Source organism: Streptococcus pluranimalium (assembly GCF_002953735.1).
GTDB lineage: Bacteria > Bacillota > Bacilli > Lactobacillales > Streptococcaceae > Streptococcus > Streptococcus pluranimalium.
Window position 1 is genome coordinate 329,839 of record NZ_CP025536.1, and the last position, 19,022, is coordinate 348,860.

16 protein-coding genes and 1 pseudogene are annotated in these 19,022 nt (G+C 39.7%); 16 read left to right on the top strand and 1 reads right to left on the bottom strand.

The window, feature by feature from the left end; all coding sequences use genetic code 11:
- Positions 1-6: 6 nt before the first annotated feature.
- Positions 7-732: a pseudouridine synthase gene (locus tag C0J00_RS01705; protein ID WP_104967272.1), complete on the top strand. Its 726-nt coding sequence runs from the start codon at positions 7-9 to the stop codon at positions 730-732.
- Positions 729-1,010, top strand: a complete 282-nt coding sequence (gene yidD, locus C0J00_RS01710; RefSeq protein WP_104967273.1) for a membrane protein insertion efficiency factor YidD — start codon at positions 729-731, stop codon at positions 1,008-1,010. The genes C0J00_RS01705 and yidD overlap by 4 nt, the downstream gene beginning before the upstream one ends.
- A gap of 118 nt (positions 1,011-1,128) precedes the next feature.
- Here the strand turns inward: yidD and C0J00_RS01715 are convergent, their stop codons facing one another.
- Complete coding sequence (locus C0J00_RS01715; protein ID WP_104967274.1) at positions 1,129-1,782, bottom strand: hypothetical protein; 654 nt, start codon at positions 1,780-1,782, stop codon at positions 1,129-1,131.
- A gap of 166 nt (positions 1,783-1,948) precedes the next feature.
- Here C0J00_RS01715 and C0J00_RS01720 point away from each other — a divergent pair, with 166 nt between their 5' ends.
- The 14 genes and pseudogenes from C0J00_RS01720 (at position 1,949) to C0J00_RS01785 (ending at position 19,012) form a co-directional block, all read left to right on the top strand.
- Positions 1,949-3,580, top strand: a complete 1,632-nt coding sequence (locus C0J00_RS01720; RefSeq protein WP_104967275.1) for a Na/Pi cotransporter family protein — start codon at positions 1,949-1,951, stop codon at positions 3,578-3,580.
- A 116-nt stretch (positions 3,581-3,696) separates the two neighbouring features.
- The gene (gene nagA / locus C0J00_RS01725) at positions 3,697-4,845 is read left to right on the top strand and encodes an N-acetylglucosamine-6-phosphate deacetylase (protein ID WP_104967276.1); all 1,149 of its coding nucleotides are present in this window, start codon (positions 3,697-3,699) and stop codon (positions 4,843-4,845) included.
- Between the two features lie 43 nt (positions 4,846-4,888).
- A pseudogene (gene fghA / locus C0J00_RS01730) lies at positions 4,889-5,650 on the top strand (S-formylglutathione hydrolase); the annotation flags it as partial.
- Between the two features lie 245 nt (positions 5,651-5,895).
- The gene (locus C0J00_RS01735; RefSeq protein WP_104967278.1) at positions 5,896-6,654 is read left to right on the top strand and encodes an elongation factor Tu; all 759 of its coding nucleotides are present in this window, start codon (positions 5,896-5,898) and stop codon (positions 6,652-6,654) included.
- Between the two features lie 358 nt (positions 6,655-7,012).
- Positions 7,013-7,933 carry a glycine--tRNA ligase subunit alpha gene (gene glyQ / locus C0J00_RS01740; RefSeq protein WP_104967279.1) on the top strand — a complete coding sequence of 307 codons (921 nt, stop codon included), beginning with the start codon at positions 7,013-7,015 and terminating at the stop codon, positions 7,931-7,933.
- Entirely contained in the window at positions 7,933-9,969 is a 2,037-nt protein-coding gene (glyS, locus tag C0J00_RS01745) for a glycine--tRNA ligase subunit beta (RefSeq protein ID WP_104967280.1), read from the top strand. The genes glyQ and glyS overlap by 1 nt, the downstream gene beginning before the upstream one ends.
- Before the next feature lie 283 nt (positions 9,970-10,252).
- Positions 10,253-10,510, top strand: coding sequence for a DUF896 family protein (locus C0J00_RS01750; protein ID WP_104968797.1), 258 nt, complete (start codon positions 10,253-10,255; stop codon positions 10,508-10,510).
- Between the two features lie 514 nt (positions 10,511-11,024).
- Complete coding sequence (glpK, locus tag C0J00_RS01755; RefSeq protein WP_104967281.1) at positions 11,025-12,536, top strand: glycerol kinase GlpK; 1,512 nt, start codon at positions 11,025-11,027, stop codon at positions 12,534-12,536.
- A gap of 9 nt (positions 12,537-12,545) precedes the next feature.
- Positions 12,546-14,375 (top strand): type 1 glycerol-3-phosphate oxidase, encoded by a 1,830-nt coding sequence (glpO, locus tag C0J00_RS01760; RefSeq protein ID WP_104967282.1) that lies wholly within the window; start codon positions 12,546-12,548, stop codon positions 14,373-14,375.
- 33 nt (positions 14,376-14,408) lie between these two features.
- Entirely contained in the window at positions 14,409-15,110 is a 702-nt protein-coding gene (locus tag C0J00_RS01765; RefSeq protein ID WP_104967283.1) for an MIP/aquaporin family protein, read from the top strand.
- Positions 15,111-15,145: 35 nt separating this feature from the next.
- Entirely contained in the window at positions 15,146-17,158 is a 2,013-nt protein-coding gene (locus C0J00_RS01770; RefSeq protein WP_104967284.1) for a BglG family transcription antiterminator, read from the top strand.
- Positions 17,145-17,603: a PTS sugar transporter subunit IIA gene (locus tag C0J00_RS01775; protein WP_104967285.1), complete on the top strand. Its 459-nt coding sequence runs from the start codon at positions 17,145-17,147 to the stop codon at positions 17,601-17,603. Before C0J00_RS01770 ends, C0J00_RS01775 begins: the two co-directional genes overlap by 14 nt.
- A gap of 12 nt (positions 17,604-17,615) precedes the next feature.
- On the top strand, positions 17,616-17,933 hold the full coding sequence (locus C0J00_RS01780; protein WP_104967286.1) for a PTS fructose transporter subunit IIB: 318 nt from the start codon (positions 17,616-17,618) through the stop codon (positions 17,931-17,933).
- Between the two features lie 11 nt (positions 17,934-17,944).
- Positions 17,945-19,012, top strand: coding sequence for a PTS fructose transporter subunit IIC (locus tag C0J00_RS01785; protein WP_104967287.1), 1,068 nt, complete (start codon positions 17,945-17,947; stop codon positions 19,010-19,012).
- Positions 19,013-19,022: the final 10 nt, after the last annotated feature.

Here is a 19,022-nt window from a genome sequence, read left to right on the forward strand (position 1 = left end):
AATAAGATGAGAATTAACAAATATATTGCCCACGCAGGTGTGGCAAGCCGTCGTAAGGCGGAAGAATTAATCAAAAAAGGTTTGGTTACGATTAATGGAAAGACGGTCACCGAGTTGGCAACAACGGTTAAATCAGGTGATCTAGTTGAAGTCGAAGGTAGTCCGATTTATAATGAAGAAAAAGTTTACTATCTCTTAAATAAGCCTCGTGGCGTGATTTCAAGCGTGTCCGACGAAAAAGGTCGTCAGACGGTTGTTGATTTGTTACCACAAGTTAAGGAAAGAATTTATCCTGTAGGTCGTTTAGACTGGGATACTTCTGGATTACTGTTATTGACAAATGATGGTGATTTCACGGATAAGATGATTCATCCTCGTAATGAGATTGATAAGATTTATGTGGCGCGTGTGAAAGGAATTGCGACCAAGGAGAATCTCCGTCCCTTAACTCGTGGTGTTGTGATTGATGGCAAGAAGACCAAGCCAGCTCGCTACAATATTATCAAAGTTGAAGCTGATAAAAATCGTTCTGTTGTTGAGTTGATTATCCATGAAGGGCGTAATCATCAGGTCAAAAAGATGTTTGAATCAGTTGGGTTACTCGTTGATAAATTATCAAGGACACGCTTTGGGACCCTTGATTTAACAGGACTTCGTCCAGGAGAATCTCGCCGATTGAATAAAAAAGAAGTGAGTCAGCTCCATAATATGGCTGTCAATAAAACCAAATGAAACATTTATTGATAGCATCAGTTCGTTGGTATCAAAAATACCTGTCACCTTTAACACCGAGTTCTTGTCGCTTTAGACCGACTTGTTCCCAGTACATGATTGAGGCTGTTGATAAGCATGGCTTAAAAGGAGTCATTATGGGTTTGGCGAGAATTGTGCGATGTCATCCTCTATCAAAAAGAGGACTTGATCCTGTCCCAGATCATTTTTCATTGAGGAGAAATCGTCAGTCTTGTCATCAAGAATCAGCAATGGGTAACAAAGAGATGATTAAATAGAAACTAAAAAAACGAGCCAAGAGGAAAATCCCATAAGGGGTATTCCGTCTTGACTCGTTTTTAGATGACTTATAGGGGGGTATCTGGTTGATAAGCGATATCAGTTGAGTCTGTCGAGTTATGGTGTATCTGTAGGAATAGCACTGTTTGACTCTGGAGCTTCAACTGCTGGAGTCTCAGAAACAGCTGGGGCATAATCCTCCGGTTGATAAGTTGGCTCTAAAACTTCGACGTACTCTACGGTTTCAGTAGCCTGTGTAGGTTCAGCAGGAGGTGTAGGTTCCACAACAGAGGCTTGAATATTCAAAGCGGCTCGGAGGTCATCAAGACGTTTTTGTAGAGCTGTTTTTTTATCACCATCCTTTAGTTGATTAACATCTGCTTGAGCCGTTTCAATATTTGCTGCTAACAAGGTGCTTTCAGCCGTTGTGACAGCAGTTTCAGCTAACTCTTCTTGCTTCAAGTTTGCTTCGATAGTATTGATTTGCTCTTGTAGCTGCTTTTTGAAATCGCCATTTGGCAATTTATTAACGGCTTCTTTGGCTTTTTTTAAAGTATCCTGGTTAGGGTTTTCTTCTAATGCCTTGATTGCTTTTTCTGCAGCTTCTTTAAGTTTAGTAGCTTCCGAGGAGCTAGAATGGGTAGATTGGCTGACTTGGGTAACTTCTTGTTCTTGTCGTGAACGGCTTGTCATGGTGTAGACAGTACCAGTAATGACAAGCAATACGATAGATAAAATGAGAAAGAGAAATTCGCTTTTTGATTTAAACATGTGGTATCCTTTGCATCAACTTATTCTCTAACTATTATAAATCACATTCTTTAAAATGCAAATCGAAAGGAAAGATTTCTAAAAAAATCCTTGTGCCCTTTATCATATTCTATTAAAATAGAAGTGTTGTCTAGTAGACAAAATAAAAAAGTTTGGGGATAAACATATGTCTATCAACTGGCAAGAGATTGCCTTTACTTTTCTAGGTGGTCTGGGACTCTTCCTTTTCAGTATCAAATATATGGGAGACGGTTTACAGCAGGCTGCGGGAGATAAATTACGTTATTATATTGACAAGTACACTAGTAATCCGTTTTTAGGAGTGCTGATTGGGATTGTTATTACTGGTCTCATTCAGTCTAGTTCAGGAGTAACTGCGATTGCCGTTGGCTTGGTATCGGCAGGTCTCTTGGGACTTAGACAAGCTATTGGTATCGTGATGGGTGCCAATATCGGAACGACCGTGACCTCATTCCTGATTGGTTTTAAGTTAGGCGACTATGGACTGCCTATTTTATTTGTTGGTGCGGTATTATTCTTATTTGTGAAAAATCGTAAATTTAACAATTTAGGAAAAATTCTTTTCGGTCTAGGTGGCCTCTTCTTTGCTTTAAATCTCATGGGAGATGCAATGGCACCTTTGAAGGATATTCAAGCCTTTCGAGATTATATGGTTGGCTTGAGTGATAGCCCTATTCAAGGTGTTTTTATTGGAACAGTTTTGACGGTTCTCATTCAGTCGTCATCAGCTACAATAGGGATTTTACAAAGTCTTTATGCTGGTGGTTTAGTTGATTTACAGGGAGCTTTACCAATTCTTTTTGGAGATAATATCGGGACGACCATTACAGCTGTTTTGGCAGCTTTAGGGTCAAACATTGCGGCTAAACGTGTGGCTGGAGCTCATGTAATGTTCAATGTTATTGGTACTGTTATCTGTTTAATTCTTTTGGCACCTTTTACACACTTGGTCGAATGGTTCCAAGGGAACTTAGGGTTAACAAAAGAGATGACGATTGCCTTTGCTCATGGTACCTTTAACATTACTAATACAGTAATTCAATTTCCGTTTATTGGCGCCTTAGCTTATATTGTAACGAAGATTATTCCAGGAGAAGACGAAGTGGTTAAATACGAAGCCCTTTATCTTGACCGTGGGCTTATCACATCGGCACCATCTATCGCTCTTGGAAATGCTAAACGCGAATTGGTTCATCTTGCTTCCTACGCTGTTCAAGCTTTAGAAGCCTCATATGCTTACATCTCTTCATCAGATAGCAAGTATGCTACTAAAGTAGAGAAATACGAAAATGCTGTCAACACGATTGATGAAGAATTGACGAGCTATCTCATTGATATCTCAAATGAGGCTCTCAATGAGAGTGAAAATGAAGTGCTCGCCAGTTCTCTAGATTCTTCTCGAGATCTAGAACGTATCGCTGACCATGCTAACGAATTGGCACAATTAACGACAGAAATATTGTCTAAGAATGTTATTTTCTCGGAGGAAGCACAGGCTGAGCTCAAGAAAATGTATACCATGACGCACCGTTTGGTTTTAGATAGTATTCGTGTCATTGTTGACCATGATAAGGTTCTCGCTGGAGAACTTTTGGAACGCCACAAAGAGATTGCAAAATTGGAACGTCAATATCGCCGTGTTCATACCAAGCGTCTGAATCGTGGAGAATGTTCAGCTCAAGCGGGTATTAGCTATGTTGATATCTTGTCTCATTACACTCGTATTTCAGATCATGGGATTAACTTGGTGGAGAAGGTTATCGAAGACGTTATTTAACAGAAAAGGCCTTAGGGTCTTTTTTTAAAAAATTAATGGCTTGTTTTGGTATATACCAGTTGAAAAAATAATTTAAGAGCGTATAATAGGAGAAAAAGGACGAAAGCGAGAAAGATATGACCCAATATTTAAAAGCTGATCGATTTTATTTTGTGGATGGCCTTAAAGAAGGTGGCTACCTTACTCTCTTGGATGGTCATTTTGGCCGATGGCAGAATGAGAAGCCGACTGATGGCGACATTTTAGACTACAGTGGTAAGCAAATAGCTCCTGGGTTGGTAGATACCCACATTCATGGTTATGCTGGTTGGGATGTGATGGATGCTTCTCCTGAAGGCATTCATGCCATGAGTGAAGGCCTCTTATCAACAGGAGTGACATCCTTTTTACCGACTACTTTGACCTCATCATCTGAATCTTTAGAAAAGGCAGCAGCAACTGTTGCTAGTGTTGCTGAGAAGGTTAAAGGAGCTAAAATTCAAGGCATCTACTTTGAAGGTCCTTATTTCACAGAAGAGTACAAAGGTGCCCAAAACCCAGACTATATGTTCGACCCTAGCTTAGAAGAATTTGCCAAGTGGCAAAAAGCGGCTCAAGGAAAGATTAAGAAAATCGCTTTAGCCCCAGAACGACAAGGTGTTGAAGAGTTTGTGTCAACTGTGACTCAGCAGGGAGTAACCGTTGCTTTGGGACATTCCAATGCCACTTACGAGAAGGCGAAAGCAGCAGTAGATGCAGGCGCCTCTGTCTGGGTTCATGCTTACAATGGGATGAGGGGTTTGACACACCGTGAACCAGGGATGGTTGGTGCTGTTTATAATATTCCTGATACCTATGCTGAGCTCATTACAGACGGGCACCACGTGTCACCTGTAGCTAGTGAAATCCTCATGCGTGAAAAAGGACACGATCATGTAGCTTTGATTACAGATTGTATGCGGGCAGGCGGTCAGCCTGATGGGGATTATACATTAGGTGAATTTCCAGTTGTTGTTGAAAATGGAACCGCTCGTTTGAAAGATAGTGGCAATCTGGCTGGTTCTATTCTGAAACTCAAAGACGGTATTAAAAATGTGGTTGCTTGGGGTATCGCGACACCAGAAGAAGCGATTAAAATGGCTTCTTATGTGCCGGCAAAATCCGTCGGCATTGACCATGTCTGTGGGCAATTAACAGAAGGCTACGCAGCTGACTTTATCGTCTTAGACGATGATTTGGAATTGATTGCGACTTATTTGAATGGACAGAAAGTTTTTGAAGCATAAACGATAAACTGGGGAAACCCAGCTTTTTATAGTCAATTCTTAAACGGAAATGACCTTTGCCATTTATCTCCCACCTCAAGTGGAAATGGAGAAAAAGGTTCCTGTCCTTTATTTCTTATCGGGATTGACCTGCACGGATGAAAACTTTTCGACCAAAGCAGGAGCTCAACAATATGCTGCTAAGTACGGTATGGCTCTGGTCATGCCTGATACCTCTCCTCGTGGGGAAGCTGTTGCTGATGATGAAGCTTATGATCTGGGACAGGGGGCTGGTTTTTACCTCAATGCGACAGAGCAACCTTGGGCTGAACATTATCGCATGTACGATTATGTGGTGGAAGAATTGCCTGCGCTGATTGAGGAGAATTTTCCTGTGACTGATAAGCGTTCGATTTTTGGGCATAGTATGGGTGGTCATGGGGCACTTCAAATTGGTTTGAAAAATTATGAGCAATACCAATCGATTTCTGCCTTTTCCCCAATCGTTAACCCCAGTCAGGTGCCTTGGGGTCAAAAAGCCTTTACGGCTTACCTTGGCGCTGACAAAGCATCTTGGGCAAGTTATGATAGCACTCACTTACTAAGTCAAGTTGACAAGACTCGTCCGATTTTGATTGATCAAGGCTTGGCTGATGATTTCTATTCAGAGCAGTTGCAACCAGAAACCTTTAACAAAGCTGCAGCAGATAATAATATTGAGGTTCAACTTAACCTTCATGCCGGTTATGACCATTCTTACTATTTTATTGCTAGCTTTGTTGAAGAACATATAGCTTTTCATGCCCAAAACTTAGGTATTTTGTAAAAAGATTAGACAAGGTTGACCTCGTTTGCTATAATAACAAGCAGAAAGAGGGTTATTCTCAGTTTTACCACAAGCGAGTTCGGGATAGTGAAAGCCGAATGGTAGAAGAGATTAATTGGAACTTTTGTCAACAATTAAAAAACAAATGAAGTCATAAATTAGGGTGGAACCGCGTTTTAACGCCCCTATGTCAGTTAGGCATGGGAGTGGAGAAACGTGGTTTTTTATGATGAGTGAGGAAAATTATGGAAGTTCATTATCTAGTAACTGGGCAAGAGGAACTAGAAACCTATCAAACTTTCTATGAGAATCATCAATCGAGATTAGCAGATTTTCAAGCGTTTTTGAGAAAGCATTATGTTCTTGAAGAGTTACCGCAAATGCTAGTATTCTCAAATCTTGCAGGAGCAACATCCATTGTTCGTGATATTACGATACCTGCTTATACTAATGACACTAGACTTGTGATGACCCCTGAAATAGATATCTGGAAGCAGATTTATCTAGCGCAGCTAGACGATTATCCTAATGAGGATACTAGTGCTATAAAAGTTCATTACAGTCGCTTATCGGAAAACCATCTCCTTCAAATCATTGGTCATGAGTTAGCGCATTGGTCGGAACTCTTTGAAGATGACTTTGAGGATTATGAAAGTTTTATTTGGTTTGAAGAAGGTATGGTTGAATATCTTAGTCGTCAATATTTTTTGACAGCTGATGAATTTCAAGCTGAAAAAAACTGTAATAAGGCACTGGTTGATTTGTATCAGAAAAAATATGGTTGGCATTCACTTAATGATTTTGGAAAAGAAACTTATGAGGGGAACTATGCCAGTATTTTTTATGAGTACTGGAGAAGTTTTCTAACGATTGATCAACTTGTCTCCAGTTTAGGATCGGAAAAAGAAGTGTTTTCCCTCTATCATCAATGGCTGCAAACCAATCACTCAAAGCCTTTATTAGATTGGTTGGTAGATAATAACTTTTTAGAAAAAGAGTTCTAATCTAGAATTAGCTAGAAAAATCATACCTTTTCACAGTGTCAGTGGCAGTTTTCTCCCGGTGGTCGATTTGCCACACGCTCATCGTTAGGACGATTGAGCTAGATACTGCACTAACTCGTCGTTTGTCGCGATATCGGCAACAAACGACTCTTGTCGCAAGAAATTGATATAATGGAGGACAATATGTCTAAAAAACTAACGTTTCGCCTAGGCATTGTCAGTAACTCCTTGTCAGTCGAACTGCCAAACGGCAATCGCTGAGAAGCGACTTGCCTAGCCTATGCACTAGCTTGCTTTCAGCAGCAATATCGGCTGCTGATGCTCACGTCGCAAGAAAAAATTGAAAATGGAGAAATTTATGTCAACAAAAAAATTGACCTTTCAAGAAATTATTTTAACTTTACAACAATACTGGAATGATCAGGGCTGTATGCTGATGCAGGCTTACGATAATGAAAAAGGTGCAGGTACGATGAGTCCTTACACTTTCCTTCGCGCCATTGGTCCTGAGCCATGGAATGCGGCTTATGTAGAGCCTTCACGTCGTCCAGCAGATGGTCGTTATGGGGAAAACCCTAACCGCCTCTACCAACACCACCAATTCCAAGTGGTTATGAAACCATCCCCATCAAATATTCAAGAACTTTACCTTGAGTCCTTGGAAAAATTGGGGATCAATCCTTTGGAACACGATATCCGCTTTGTTGAAGATAACTGGGAAAATCCATCAACTGGATCAGCTGGTCTGGGTTGGGAAGTGTGGCTCGATGGGATGGAAATCACTCAGTTTACTTACTTCCAACAAGTTGGTGGTCTAGCAACATCACCAGTAACGGCTGAAGTAACTTACGGTTTGGAGCGTTTAGCCTCTTATATCCAAGAAGTTGACTCGGTGTATGATATTGAGTGGGCACCAGGTGTTAAATATGGTGAAATCTTCTTGCAACCTGAGTACGAACATTCTAAATATTCCTTTGAACTATCTAATCAAGACATGCTCTTGGAAAATTTTGAGAAATTTGAAAAAGAAGCTGGTCGTGCCTTGGAAGAAGGCCTTGTTCATCCAGCTTATGACTACGTTTTAAAATGTTCTCATACCTTTAACTTGCTAGATGCGCGTGGCGCGGTTTCTGTTACAGAACGTGCTGGTTATATTTCCCGTATCCGTAATCTAGCGCGTGTCGTTGCCAAAACTTTTGTAGCAGAACGCAAAAAACTAGGTTTCCCACTCTTAGACGAAACCACACGAGCAGAACTATTGAAGGAGGATGCGGAATAATGTCAAAAAATCTATTAATCGAACTTGGTCTGGAGGAACTTCCAGCCTATGTTGTCACACCTAGTGAACAACAACTCGGAGAGCGCCTCGCTACTTTCTTTAAGGATAACCGTCTCTCTTTTGAAGACATCAAGACTTTTTCAACACCTCGTCGTTTAGCGGCGCGTGTGACAGGTCTTGCGGACCAACAAACTGATTTGACAGAAGATTTCAAAGGCCCTGCGAAGAAAATTGCTCTTGATGAAGAGGGAAATTACACCAAAGCCGCTCAAGGTTTTGTGCGTGGCAAAGGATTGACGACAGATGACATCGAATTCCGTGAAGTCAAAGGTGTTGAATATCTCTATGTCACCAAAAACGAAGCTGGTAAACTAGCAGAAGAGGTTTTAGTTGATATTCCTCAAGTGCTTAATCAAATGACCTTCCCAGTTAACATGCACTGGGCTAAAAATAGCTTTGAATACATTCGTCCAGTACATACCTTGACGGTTCTCTTGGATGACAAGGCTTTGGAAATGGAGTTCCTAGATATTCAATCTGGTCGTGTCAGTCGTGGACACCGTTTCCTTGGTCAAGAAACGGAGATTGCTTCAGCGACTTCTTATGAAGATAACTTGCGTGCGCAATTTGTTATCGCCGATGCCAAAGAGCGTGAGGACATGATTGTTGAGCAAATCAAAGCTATTGAAGCTGCGGAGAATGTTCAAGTGGAAATCGACCCAGATCTTCTTAATGAAGTCCTCAACTTGGTCGAATACCCAACAGCTTTCATGGGTGCCTTTGATGCCAAGTACCTTGAGATTCCTGAAGAAGTTTTGGTAACGTCAATGAAAAACCACCAACGTTATTTTGTGGTGCGTGACCAAGATGGTAACTTGAAGCCTAACTTTATTTCAGTGCGTAATGGTAATGACCAACACATCGAAAACGTGGTTAAAGGGAATGAAAAAGTTCTGGTGGCTCGTTTGGAAGATGGAGAGTTCTTCTGGCGTGAAGACCAAAAACTCAAAATTGAAGACTTAGTGGCTAAGTTGGCTGATGTCACCTTCCATGAAAAAATCGGTTCTTTAGCAGAACACATGGAACGTAGTGGTGTGATTGCGAAATACTTGACTGAAAAAGCTGATCTTTCAGCAGAAGAAAGCAAGGCAGTTGCCCGTGCCGCTCAAATCTATAAATTTGACTTGTTGACCGGTATGGTGGGTGAATTTGATGAATTGCAAGGTCTTATGGGTGAAAAATATGCCCTTCTTGCCGGTGAAGACGCAGCGGTTGCGACAGCTATTCGTGAACACTACCTGCCAAGTTCAGCTGACGGTGCCTTACCCGAAACCAAAGTTGGTGCGGTACTAGCGCTTTCTGACAAGCTGGATACACTTCTCTCATTCTTCACTGTAGGGCTCATTCCATCAGGGTCTAACGATCCGTATGCTCTTCGTCGTGCGACAGCGGGTATTGTTCGTATCTTGGATGCCTTCGGTTGGGAAATGCCATTAGATGAATTGATCAATGATTTGTATGCTTTATCATTTGATAGTTTGTCTTATGATAATAAAGCCGACGTCATGAGCTTTATCCGTGCCCGTGTGGATAAAATGATGGATAAAGCAATTCCAAAAGACATTCGCACAGCTGTTCTTGACAGTACCAACTATGTGGTTAGCGAGCAGCTAGCTGCCAGCTCTGCTATTTTCCAAAAATCAAAAGAAGCAGGCTACAAAGAAGCTGTTGAAAGCTTGTCACGTGTCTTCAATCTGGCTGAAAAAGCAGAAGGGAAGACTGTTGATGCAAGCCTCTTTGAGAATGCACCAGAAAAAGCTCTTCATGAAGCTGTTGCAGCTTTAGAGATGAATCATGATATGCTTGCTAATGTGGAAGCCCTCTTTGGTCTAGCACCAGTCATCACAGACTTCTTTGACAATACCATGGTTATGGCAGATGACGAAGCTCTCAAAGCTAATCGTCTAGCCATCTTGAAAACTCTAGCTGATAAAGCAAGCTATGTAGCTATTTTCAATCAGTTGAACAGTAAATAATGTCAGCATGATTAAGATGTTAATATAAAAATAGAGAAAGGGAGACTGAGATTAATCTATCAAGCTATTATTTTGACTGTCCCTTGAAGCCTTGCTTTGGTTAGCTTCACACAACAGAAGTATAGAGTGTTTAAGGACTGAATGATATAGGTTTTGTTGTCAATGATTATGGCTTTGAATATGATTGGAAACGCAAGGTTTAGATGAACTGCCTCGGAAACAAGCAGCCGTTGCTAGTTTTCTAAATTCTGAAAGTTTTCTTATCGGTCTTAGTATTGGAAATTTGGATCAAGTAAAAATTAATCGCATCAACGAATTAGCTAAAAAGAAAAAGACAGTTGGTCTGACAGGTGAAGAAAAAGTAGAGCAAGAGCAGCTTCGCCGCGAATATATAGATGGTTACCGTAAATCATTGCGTCACCACATCGAAGGAATTAAACTGGTAGACGAAGATGGTAAGGACGTAACTCCAGAAAAGCTTCGTCAAATTCAACGTGAAAAAGGCTTGCATGGGCGTAGCCTAGATGATCCTGAATCTTAATAAGAACAGAAGTAGAGAGTGGGACAAAAATCGGTCATTCGTCAGAATTCGATTTCCCTCACTCTTTTATTTTAGGTTCGGGCTGAAACGGTCTATCCCCAGGCCATTTCACTCCCACCTCCGCACAGTGGAGTGGGGCTGTAAAAGCTGATAGAATCAGTGAATTAGAGCCCACTCAACCACTGCGTCTTGCTTGACAATCTAAAATGAATTGAGAGGTTAGGACTTTTGTCCCAGCCTCTATTTTTTATTGTAAGTACTTTTCATCCTCATTTTTCATTTTCTAAGAAAAGTTTTGATATTCTAAAAAACATATACCATCTTTTTCACAAAGTATTGAGAGTCATTGCGACAAAAGGCATGTGAAATCTATTTCATTCTCATAATGAAGATTGTGAAAAAAAGTTCTTTAAGAAAAATGATGAAAACTAATGCAAAAAATTATCAGTTTTGGTATAGTTAAACAGTAATAAAAGTAAGCGCTTACCAAATAAGCGCCATCAGGAGGAAAAATATGTCGGAAGAAAAATACATTATGGCCATTGACCAAGGGACGACCAGCTCTCGTGCCATCATCTTTGACAAGAAAGGAAAGAAAGTTAGTAGCAGTCAGAAGGAATTTCCACAGATTTTCCCGCAAGCTGGCTGGGTAGAGCATGATGCCAACCAAATCTGGAATTCTGTACAATCTGTTATCGCAGGATCTTTCATCGAATCAGGGATTAAACCTGAGCAAATCGAGGCTATTGGGATTACCAATCAGCGTGAAACAACAGTCGTTTGGGATAAGGAAACAGGACTCCCGATTTATAATGCTATTGTTTGGCAATCTCGCCAAACAGCACCATTAGCTGATCAGCTGAAAAAAGATGGTCATACTGAAATGATTCATGAGAAAACTGGTCTTGTTATTGATGCTTATTTCTCGGCGACTAAAGTCCGTTGGATTCTAGATAAGGTTCCTGGTGCTCAAGAACGTGCTGAAAAGGGTGAGTTACTCTTTGGAACGATTGATACTTGGTTGGTTTGGAAATTAACAGACGGTGCAGCCCATGTGACGGATTATTCTAATGCTGCTAGAACCATGCTTTATAATATCAAAGACCTTAAATGGGATGATGAGATTCTCAACTTGCTCAATATTCCCAAAGCCATGTTACCAGAAGTTAAATCGAACTCAGAAATTTATGGGCATACAGCTTCCTTCCATTTCTATGGTGGTAAAGTCCCTATCTCAGGAATGGCTGGAGACCAACAAGCGGCTCTCTTTGGTCAACTAGCTTTTGAAAAAGGTAAGATTAAAAACACTTATGGTACAGGTTCTTTCATCATCATGAATACTGGTGAAGAGATGCAACTGTCTAAAAACAACCTGCTCACAACAATTGGATATGGGATTAATGGTAAGGTTTATTATGCCTTAGAAGGCTCAATCTTTATTGCTGGTTCAGCCATTCAATGGCTTCGTGATGGTCTTCGAATGATTGAAAATTCACCAGAATCAGAAGCACTAGCTCTGAAATCCAAAGATGATGATGAGATTTATGTCGTACCAGCCTTTACAGGACTCGGTGCCCCTTACTGGGATTCTAACGCTAGGGGATCTGTTTTTGGATTGACACGTGGTAGCAGTAAGGAAGATTTTGTCAAAGCAACCTTACAATCTATTGCTTATCAAGTTCGTGATGTTATTGATACCATGCAATTGGATACAGGTATTGCTATTCCTGAACTCCGTGTGGATGGTGGTGCTGCAATGAATAACTTCCTCATGCAGTTTCAGGCTGATATTCTTGGTATTGATATCGCCCGGGCTAAGAATCTGGAAACAACAGCTCTTGGAGCAGCTTTCTTAGCAGGATTGGCCGTAGGCTACTGGGAAGATATGGATGCTATCAAAGAACTCAATGAAACGGGACAACTCTTCCAAGCAACTATGAATGAATCACGCAAGGAAAAACTTTATAAAGGCTGGAAACGTGCCGTTAAAGCAACGCAAGTCTACGCTGCTGACGGTGAAGAATAGGAGCAATATATGGAATTTTCACAAGTAACAAGACAATTATCTCTCCAAAAAATGCAAGATAGGACTCTGGATTTACTGATTATTGGTGGGGGTATCACAGGTGCAGGTCTGGCTTTGCAAGCTGCAGCTAGTGGACTCGATACTGGCTTGATTGAGATGCAGGATTTTGCGGAAGGGACAAGTAGTCGTTCGACTAAGCTAGTTCACGGTGGTCTTCGCTATCTCAAACAGTTTGATGTTGAAGTGGTAGCTGATACGGTTTCTGAGCGTGCAGTTGTCCAACGTATTGCTCCTCATATTCCTAAGCCAGACCCGATGCTTTTGCCGGTTTATGATGAGGAGGGAACAACCTTCAACATGTTTGGTCTCAAGGTTGCCATGAATCTTTATGATTCCTTGGCTGAAATTGGTTCGGATTCACCATTTGCCAACAAGGTTTTGAGTAAGCAAGAAGTCTTGGAACGTGAGCCTGACTTGCAAGCTGATGGTCTCCTCGGTGGTGGTGTTTATCTTGATTTCCGAAACAATGATGCCCGTTTGGTGATTGAAAATATCAAGCGTGCTAATCGCGATGGTGCTCTTATTGCTAGTCACGTTAAGGCAGAAGACTTCTTGTTAGATGATGAGGGCAAAGTGGTTGGGGTGATAGCAACTGACCTTCTTACCGGGGAAAGATTTGAGATTAAATCCCGTGTGATTATCAATGCAACAGGACCGTGGTCTGATACCATTCGAAATTTTGGTAATAGCGAAAATCCTATCCATCAAATGCGCCCAACTAAGGGGGTTCACCTGGTAGTAGACCGTAAGCGCCTCAATGTTTCTCAACCGGTCTATGTTGATACTGGCCTCAATGATGGTCGTATGGTTTTCGTCCTTCCGCGTGAGGATAAAACTTACTTTGGTACGACAGATACCGACTATCAAGGTGACTTTGAGAAGCCAAGAGTCACTCAAGAAGACGTCGATTACTTAATTGGTGTTATTAACAACCGCTTCCCTCAAGCCCATATCACCGTTGATGATATCGAAAGCAGCTGGGCAGGACTTCGTCCACTCTTAGCAGGTAATAATGCTTCGGATTATAATGGTGGTAATTCTGGTAAACTCAAAGATGAAAGCTTTGACGCTTTGATTGATTCAGTTAAAGCCTACCTTAACCAAGAAAAATCACGCCATGACGTTGAAGAAGTTTTAGGACATATGGAAACCATGTCTTCGGAAAAAGAGCTCAATCCATCTGCTGTTTCACGTGGTAGTAGCTTTGACCGTGACGATAATGGACTCTTTACCTTGGCTGGCGGTAAAATTACTGACTACCGTAAAATGGCTGAAGGGGCTCTTAAGAAAGTCTTGCATGTTCTTGATGAAGAATTTGGTCGCAAGTTCCGCTTGATTAACTCTAAGACCTATCCTGTTTCTGGTGGTGAACTCAATCCTGCTAAGGTCGATTCTGAAATTGAAACTTACGCCCAACTGGGAACCCTCAGTGGTCTTGAAATGGACGATGCTCGTTACCTAGCAAATCTCTATGGATCAAATGTTCCTAAAGTCTATAACCTCGCAAGAAGTGTTGAAGCGGCACCGGGTCTTGATTTGAAAGAAACCCTTTCCCTTCATTATGCCATGGATTTTGAAATGGCTTTGAGCCCAGCTGATTTCTTCTTGCGTCGAACCAACCATATGCTCTTCAAACGCGATGAACTCGATGCCTTAGTAGAACCTGTGATAGCAGAAATGGCCAAACATTTAGAATGGACAGCAGAGGAAAGAGCAGAACAGACAAGGGATTTCCAAGATCTTCTTGAAGAAAATGATTTAGCAATCTTAAAAAGCTAATGCACGTGATCAAAAATAGTGAAAGGAAACATTATGGATATTTTTGGTGAATTTATTGGAACTGCCATCTTGGTGTTACTTGGTAATGGTGTCGTAGCAGGTGTTGTTCTTCCTAAAACGAAAAACCATGCTTCAGGATGGATTGTGATTACCATGGGATGGGGTCTCGCAGTTGCAATGGCAGCCTTTATCTCAGGAATGGTTGCTCCAGCCCATCTTAACCCTGCTGTCAGTCTAGCTTTTGCACTCAAAGGAGATATTTCTTGGGGAACAGCCTTGATTTATAGCCTGGTACAAATTCTAGGTGCCATGCTAGGGTCACTCTTGGTTTATCTTCAATTCAAACCGCACTATGATGAAGCAGATAATCAAGCTGATATTTTAGGAACCTTTGCGACAGGGCCAGCTCTTCCAAATACATTTTCAAATTTCTTATCAGAAGTTTTGGGAACCTTGATTTTGGTCTTGGCTATCTTGGCAATCGGTACCTATAAAATGCCTCCAGGCTTAGCAACAATCGGTGTTGGTATGTTAGTTATCAGTGTTGGTTTATCACTCGGTGGTACAACTGGTTATGCTATCAACCCAGCCCGCGATTTCGGACCGCGCCTCCTACATGCCCTACTTCCTATCAAACAAAAAGGCGATTCAGACTGGGGCTATTCATGGATTCCAATCTTCGGCCCAATCGTCGGTGGCTTATTAGCTGTGTTAATCTTTAATGTGATGATGTAAGTAGATCATAAAAAAGTTATACCTCCAAATCCTTTATGGGTTTGGAGGTTTTTTATATTTATTTTTGCAAAATTTTGCTGCAATTTTTTGTTATTTACACTTATTTAAAAAACGCTTACAATTTAATTATAAATGAAATAGCTATTGAATTTATAGGAGGTATTTTGGTGTTTACAGAACGACAGCAAAAACTGGTTCAAATACTTGAAGTATCAACAAATTATCAAAAGCATTTGGATTTATCTAAGAAGCTTGGTTGCTCCTTAAGAACCTTGTATAGTGATATTGAACGATTAAAAGAAAATGGCTTCTCAATAATATCTAAGCATGGTGCTGGAATTAAATTAGATGACGAACTTCCAATATTAGAAATAGAAGACTTGGATGCCGCATTATCAGCAAGAAAAAGGCGGATGGAGATTGTTAAACGCTTATTTATTGAAGATGATAAGATAACGCTCAAAAACTTATCTGAAACCTATTTAGTTAGCCAAACATCAATTAAATCTGATCTTGAAGAAATTGTTAAAGAATTTGATGATGGGAATGGACCACTACTTAAAAGAAGTAAACATGGGACAACTGTTATAGAAATGCCACTGGAAAGGAGAATTAGTCTTCTTACAAGAGTTAATCAATACATTCTTTCAAATTTTTCTCCAGTTTCTGATACTAGTGAAAATTATAAAAATAGCATTTTAAAAGCGTTTTATCCAGAAGCTGTGGTAAAAGTTTCTAATAATATTGTTTACAGCTTTTTCAGAAAAAATATATGTGCCATTCCTGATGCTTATTTAGATAATTTCTCCCAGTTCTTTCTCGCACTGATTAGTCAATTGTATGAGAGGAAGCATATTAAAAATCAAATGTATTCTTTAGATAAAGCTAAGCATGCATTTTATATTGGGAATGCAACGTCCCTTTTACATAAGGCCTCACTTAGGTTGAAGATAGACTACACTAATGAAGACGTTCAGTACTTATCTCAAATGTTGGTTAATTATAGAATTGAGCAGGTGCCTGATGTAAATAATACAGTTGATGTCAAAATAATTATGGAAAAAATTTCAGAAGTGATGGAGTTTGACTTTTCAAAAGATGATGAATTAAAAAAACAACTGATGGTTCATGTGCCTGCAATGCTTTCACGATTAAGATACGCAATGGTTGTTAAGAATCCTTTTTTGGAGCAGATAAAACTTGATTATTCCATACTTTTCAATTCGATTTGGATAGCAATGGATAGCTTATCAGATTACTTTGGTACAAATTTTACCGAGGACGAGATTGCGTTTTTAACTCTTTATTTTCAATTATCGCTAGAGAAGTTTGGAAGCATTCGAAAAATATTAGTCATATGTCCAACAGGAATTGTAACTTCAGAATTATTGATTAATAGAATTAAGAATTTAGCACCATCGTTAGATGAAATTGAAACAGCATCTATAGAGGAATTTTTAGAGCTGGATCATTCTGAATATGATGTTATTCTCTCTACTGTTGCTGGATTGGGAGAGGATAGGACGATTCATTATGTCACTGCATTCACTAAAAATGAGGAATTAATTCAAATTTTACATCAGGATAAGGATGTATTATCGCCTAATTCTGCTAAGGAAATCAAAAATGATGTATCAAACTATTTAATGCTAGGACAGAAGTTTAGTAATAAGAATAGTCTTCTAAATAAAGTCGAAAGTTTTTTGATAGATAGAGATTTAATTTTTGATGGTTTTATAGATTCTATCTCTAAACGTGAAAAATTAGGGAGTACAGAGCTGCCTTTAGGAGTTGCTATTCCTCATGGTAAATCAGAGTTTGTAAAAGAGAGTTTTGTTATTGTTATTCAAAATAATCGAAAGATAAAATGGTCGAGTCATTTTGTTGATACTATTTTCATAATTGGTATTAGTAAAAAAGATATTAAAAAGACAAAGAGGGTTATTTCAAGAATTTATAATTTAATCAATGACGAACAACGATTAATGAAATTAAAAAAAGAAGACAGTGAATTGGAGGTCATGAAATATTTATATGGGAGAAAATAATATTATTAACCGAGCTTTAATTTTTATTGATGAGGACTTGGATACAAAAGATAACGTGATAAAAAAAGTTTCCGAGAAAGCACAAGAAATTCAGTATGTTAAAGATGCACAAGAATATAATATTGCTGTATTGAAACGAGAAGATGAGGTACCAACAGCAATTGGATATGATATTGCGATACCTCACGGAAAAACTGATGTTGTTTTAAAACCATTTATAGCTTTTTTGAGAAGCAAGAAACCTTTTAGATGGTCTGTAGGTTCCGAAGAACAAGCGCAACTTATTTTTCAAATTGGAGTTCCTGAGACAGGAACAGAAAAGTTACATTTGAAATTCATTTCAGAAGTTAGTAAAAAACTTTTGGATGAAGAGTTTAGAAATAAACTGTTAACACTAACAGATAAAGAGAAAATTTATGAATTACTTAATTCAATTAATATTTAGGAGGAAATAACAATGAAAATCGTAGCAGTAACAGCGTGTCCAACAGGTATTGCACATACTTACATGGCTCAAGAAGCTATCGAAAAAGAAGCAGAGAAACGAGGCTTTGAATGTCAAGTAGAAACTCAAGGTGGTATGGGAATTGAGAATGAGTTAGAACAAGAAACTATTGATGAAGCAGACGTTGTGATTTTAGCAATTGCTGTTGAAATTGAAGGACATGACCGTTTTGATGAAAAAGATAGAAATGGACTAGTGCATTCGGTTGATCCTGGTGAAGCAATTAGAAACCCAGAACAAGTACTCGATGATGCTCTAGCTTTGATATAGGAGGATGGAAAATGGTGACTAAAAAAACTTCATTGTGGAAAGATGTTCAGAAGGCATTTAACACGGGTGTATCCTATATGCTTCCATCAGTAGTGGTTGGCGGTGTGTTTTTAGCGGTAGCTTTATCTACTGGTAAGCCAACTGATAATGGAATGGAAATAACAAACCAATTCATGAAAAATTTAAATGATATTGGAGTTGCAGGATTTGCTATGATGATTCCATTGCTTTCTGGTTACATTGCGTATTCCATTGCTAGTAAACCGGCATTAGCTCCTGGTATGATTTTAGGCTATATTGCCAATAATCCAATTGGGGAAGGACAGGTGAAAACAGGCTTCTTAGGAGCGATGTTACTTGGGGTATTGACAGGATATTTTGTTAAATGGACCAAAAAATGGAAGGTTTCTCCAACTGTTCGCACATTGATGCCGATTTTGATTGTTCCTATACTAACAACTCTTGTATTAGGTTTGTTGTATATCTATGTTATTGCTGTACCAATTGGAGGAGCTATGGATTGGTTGGTAGCAACATTGGGAGAACTTCAAGGTGGCAGTGCAATCATTCTTGGACTAATCATCGGTGCAATGACAGCTGTTGATATGGGAGGTCCCATCAATAAGACTGCAACAGCTTTTACATTAGCATTGATGGCAGAAGGGGTGTATTCTCCAAACGGTGCTCACCGTATTGCTGTAGCTATACCACCTTTAGCAATGGCAATTTCAACATTTATTGATCGCAAGAAATATACTAAAGAAGACCAAGATTTAGGATATTCAGCCTTCTTCATGGGCCTTATTGGTATTACAGAAGGGGCAATTCCATTTGCAGTCAAGGATATGAAGCGTGTTTTACCAGCAATTATTCTGGGTAGTGCCGTTGGAGGAGCATTAGGAATGGTGAATAATGTTGAGGCATTGGTTCCTCATGGTGGACTAATCATCTTGCCTGTCGTAAATGGAAAACTTTGGTATGCGACTGCGATGCTAATAGGTACATTAGTATCAGTCATTATTCTACATTTTACAAAACCTACATTGGAAAATAGCACCATAGAGAAAGTTAGCAAATAAAAAGGAGTAG

Excerpts from the sequence above, each read along its gene's own strand:
- C0J00_RS01705 (WP_104967272.1), top strand. The coding sequence starts at position 7 with ATGAGAATTAACAAATATATTGCCCACGCAGGTGTGGCAAGCCGTCGT.
- yidD (WP_104967273.1), top strand. The coding sequence starts at position 729 with ATGAAACATTTATTGATAGCATCAGTTCGTTGGTATCAAAAATACCTG.
- C0J00_RS01715 (WP_104967274.1), bottom strand. The coding sequence starts at position 1,782 with ATGTTTAAATCAAAAAGCGAATTTCTCTTTCTCATTTTATCTATCGTA.
- C0J00_RS01720 (WP_104967275.1), top strand. The coding sequence starts at position 1,949 with ATGTCTATCAACTGGCAAGAGATTGCCTTTACTTTTCTAGGTGGTCTG.
- nagA (WP_104967276.1), top strand. The coding sequence starts at position 3,697 with ATGACCCAATATTTAAAAGCTGATCGATTTTATTTTGTGGATGGCCTT.
- C0J00_RS01735 (WP_104967278.1), top strand. The coding sequence starts at position 5,896 with ATGGAAGTTCATTATCTAGTAACTGGGCAAGAGGAACTAGAAACCTAT.
- glyQ (WP_104967279.1), top strand. The coding sequence starts at position 7,013 with ATGTCAACAAAAAAATTGACCTTTCAAGAAATTATTTTAACTTTACAA.
- glyS (WP_104967280.1), top strand. The coding sequence starts at position 7,933 with ATGTCAAAAAATCTATTAATCGAACTTGGTCTGGAGGAACTTCCAGCC.
- glpK (WP_104967281.1), top strand. The coding sequence starts at position 11,025 with ATGTCGGAAGAAAAATACATTATGGCCATTGACCAAGGGACGACCAGC.
- glpO (WP_104967282.1), top strand. The coding sequence starts at position 12,546 with ATGGAATTTTCACAAGTAACAAGACAATTATCTCTCCAAAAAATGCAA.
- C0J00_RS01765 (WP_104967283.1), top strand. The coding sequence starts at position 14,409 with ATGGATATTTTTGGTGAATTTATTGGAACTGCCATCTTGGTGTTACTT.
- C0J00_RS01770 (WP_104967284.1), top strand. The coding sequence starts at position 15,146 with ATGGGTTTGGAGGTTTTTTATATTTATTTTTGCAAAATTTTGCTGCAA.
- C0J00_RS01775 (WP_104967285.1), top strand. The coding sequence starts at position 17,145 with ATGGGAGAAAATAATATTATTAACCGAGCTTTAATTTTTATTGATGAG.
- C0J00_RS01780 (WP_104967286.1), top strand. The coding sequence starts at position 17,616 with ATGAAAATCGTAGCAGTAACAGCGTGTCCAACAGGTATTGCACATACT.
- C0J00_RS01785 (WP_104967287.1), top strand. The coding sequence starts at position 17,945 with ATGGTGACTAAAAAAACTTCATTGTGGAAAGATGTTCAGAAGGCATTT.